General features: G+C 39.1%; 2 protein-coding genes, 2 tRNA genes and 1 pseudogene. 2 read left to right on the top strand and 3 right to left on the bottom strand.

The window, feature by feature from the left end:
- Positions 1 to 843, top strand: a pseudogene (locus tag J655_RS23970) (hypothetical protein); the annotation flags it as partial.
- Between the two features lie 64 nt (positions 844 to 907).
- On the opposite strand, the gene J655_RS23965 reads toward J655_RS23970, so the two are convergent.
- From J655_RS23965 to J655_RS23955, 3 genes are all read right to left on the bottom strand, one after another.
- Positions 908 to 1,501, bottom strand: coding sequence for an HAD-IB family hydrolase (locus J655_RS23965; RefSeq protein ID WP_032052620.1), 594 nt, complete (start codon positions 1,499 to 1,501; stop codon positions 908 to 910).
- 106 nt (positions 1,502 to 1,607) lie between these two features.
- Positions 1,608 to 1,684: transfer RNA gene (locus J655_RS23960), tRNA-Arg, on the bottom strand.
- A 12-nt stretch (positions 1,685 to 1,696) separates the two neighbouring features.
- Positions 1,697 to 1,787 (bottom strand) — tRNA-Ser (locus J655_RS23955).
- Between the two features lie 261 nt (positions 1,788 to 2,048).
- Here J655_RS23955 and J655_RS23950 point away from each other — a divergent pair.
- Positions 2,049 to 3,498: ribonuclease R family protein (locus tag J655_RS23950; protein ID WP_032053411.1), on the top strand; the 1,450-nt coding region annotated here is incomplete at its 3' end.

Raw genomic sequence — 3,498 nt, 5'->3', positions numbered from 1 at the left:
CTTGAAGTAATTACTGACATTATTGGCGGTGTAACTGGTGGCGTTGACGGTAACCCACTTGAAGTAATTACTGACATTATTGGCGGTGTAACTGGTGGTATCGGTGATGGAACCTCTCCAATCTCTCCAGTGATTGATGTTGTTCAAGGCGGTATTGATATCCTTCAGGGCGTAGAAAGCTTAAAAACTGAAATTATCAACACTGGCATTGATACAGTTGCAGATACAATTATCAGCATTCTTCCACAAGCAGAACATCCTGTTTCTGAACTTGCAGACCTCGGCACATTAACTTTCGAAACTTCTCGTGACACAGTAAATGGCACGCTTGAAGTCATTTCTGATCTAGTGGGTGGAGACATTCAAGGTGCTACTGAATCTGCTACCGGTATTCTCGATACGCTGATTACAAATGGCACAACTGCTACTGGCTTAGTAACAGAAATCATTGGTGGATTGACAGGAACTATTGGTGGGGTTACTGGTGGAGATAGCTCACTAGGCTTAGTCACTGATTTACTTGGCGGTTTAACTGGTAGCGTAGATGGTGATAGTCCTCTTGGCTTAGTGACCGACCTTCTAGGCGGCTTAACTGGTGGCGTTACTGGCGGTACAGACAACCCTATCGGCATCGTAACAGATATCGTGGGTAGCTTAACGGGCGGTGTGACTGGTGAAGGCGGATTAGATGTTATTTCTAATTTACTAGGTGGATTAACTGGTGGTAGCTTACTCGGTGGAGTAACGTCGACAGTATCAAGCGTAACTAATACAACGCATACTATCGTACCTACATCATTACTTACCGATAACTTCTTAGAAAACTCTTTCAATACTGTTTAATATAAGTCATTAAAATAAAGCCACTTATTACAAGTGGCTTTATTTATTAATATATCTTTAAATATTAATTCACTTCTTCCCATCTATAATATTTCTTATGCGCTAGCTCTAACATTGCATAATCATTAGGTGTATCACCATAAGCATAAATTGTAGAATACTGAGTTAAATCATATTTGTTTTTTATTCTATTTACTTTTTCTAAATAACCACAATCACCATTAATAAAATCACCTGTCAAAATACCATCACGTATTTCAAGTTGATTACATATAACTTCTAAATCTAAAGATTGGCACCAGCTTTCTAAATAAATACCTAATGATGCAGATACAACAACAATCCGATCACCTTGTTTTTTATGCCAAAGAATACGTTCCAAAGCATTTTGACGCACACAGGTAGGAAGGATATTTTTAGCAAACTCTTCCCCCATATATTTTAGGGAAGCCGCATCATAGCCCACGTATCCCACCTGACAGAGTTTAGTTCGAATAGTTTTATCGGTTACCCATCCAAGCTTATAACCCGCTATATAAGGTGCAAGTCGAATACCACCTAGTATTTGAGTTTTTTTATTTAAAGAAAATTTAAGGAATAGACTGAATGTATCGTTATGAGTGATCGTGCCATCAAAGTCAAATAAAGCTAAGTTCATTTATGATTATCTCTAATATAATTAAAAAGTTATAAATTTAGATTTTTTTAAAGTACTAAAAAACAGGCACAAAAAAACCGCTATAAAAGCGGTTAATTCTTCAAGTTGGTGCGCTCAGAGAGATTCGAACTCCCGACCCCTTAGTTCGTAGCCAAGTGCTCTATCCAGCTGAGCTATGAGCGCGTATTAAGTAAATGGCGGTGAGAGAGGGATTCGAACCCTCGATACCAGTAATAGGTATGCTTCCTTAGCAGGGAAGTGATTTCAGCCACTCATCCCCCTCCCCGGAACGAGCCGCCATAATACAAACTAAAACCCTATTGTTCAAGTCATCATAGTGAAATTTTCTTATTTTTTAGTTCAATGAATTATTTTTTAAGCAATTTTCTCATTATTTTCGTCTTTTTCGATCAAACGCTTGTTAAGATAGATATTATTTCTTCATCAAAATACTGTAGTGCATAACACATTATTGCAAACCTAAACGTGCAGTTCGGGTCTGCATGACTTATGCTAAACTTATCTGCCAAGCGTGAAACCAAACGACATGACAAAAAACTGGGCTGACCCCGAAGCGAAAGCTGAAGCTGAACGTTATGACAATCCTATTCCAAGCCGTACTCTTATTTTAGATACATTGGAACAATTGCAGACACCGCAATCTCATGCAGAACTTGTCGATCATTTTAATATTCATGACCAAAAAAGTATTGAAGCACTCAGTCATCGCTTAAGTGCTATGGTTCGTGATGGTCAAATCATGAAAGACGGGTTTAAATTTCAGTTGGTGGCAGATCAACCGACCTATGAAGCAACTGTTTATATCAATAGTAAAGGTTTAGGCACAGCGCATATTGATGGTCAAAGTGACCTTTTACTTCCTGAACGTGAATTACGTTTAGTCTTTAACGGTGACCGAGTTAGAGTGCGACAGACTTCAGTTGATCGTAAAGGCAAACCTTGGGGATTTATCACAGAAGTTTTACAACATCGTGTTAAACAATTAATTGGTAAATTGTCGGTTCACGATGGTGAATATTTTATTCAGCCCAACAATCCAAATCAGCACCAACCTATTCCTTTAGAAAAAGAACTGGTAACGCATGCTGAAGCAAATGTTGGCGATATGCTACGTGTCGCAATAGATAGTTATCCGACTCGTGAAGAATTTGCGACGGCGCATATTATTCAGTCTATGGCCGACAAAGCTGATACAGAAATTATTATTCCGCAGACTATTCTTGAGTTTGGCTTACCTTACGAATTTCCAGATGAAGTTATAAAAGAAGCTGAAAGCTTTAAAGAACCATCTGCTCAAGACCGTGAAGGCCGCATTGATTTACGAGATTTAGCATTAGTTACGATCGATGGTGAAGATGCTCGAGATTTTGATGATGCGGTTTATGCAGAAAAACGTCCAGGTGGCGGTTATCGTGTAGTGGTCGCAATTGCTGATGTTAGCCATTATGTACGCTTAGACTCAGCCCTCAATGAAGAAGCTGAGGAACGTGGTACTTCGGTATACTTCCCGCATTTCGTATTACCGATGCTACCAGAGGCATTGTCAAATGGCTTATGCTCTCTAAACCCTCATGTAGACCGTTTATGTATGGTCTGTGACTTGAAACTCTCTCGTACAGGCCGTGTAACTGGTTACGATTTTTATCCATCAGTGATGCATTCAAAAGCGCGTTTGACCTATACACAGGTAGCACAATATTTTGACGGCGCAACAGATGCAATTCCAAAAGACCGTGATGTTCATAAATCGTTAAATACGCTTTTCCAGCTTTATCAGATTTTGAAAAATTTACGTGCTGATCGTCATGCAATGGAATTTGAAACCATTGAAACTTACATGACTTTTGATGAGCTAGGCGGGATTAAAGAAATTTTGCCACGTACACGTAATGAAGCACATAAACTTATTGAAGAGTGCATGTTACTTGCTAACGTTGCTGCGGCTGAATATGCATTAGAACATGATGTTCCAATGT

It is taken from the genome of Acinetobacter sp. 1294243 (assembly GCF_000588015.1).
GTDB lineage: Bacteria > Pseudomonadota > Gammaproteobacteria > Pseudomonadales > Moraxellaceae > Acinetobacter > Acinetobacter pittii.
Note: the sequence above shows the minus strand (reverse complement) of the source record. Positions and strands in the feature narration are given on the sequence as shown.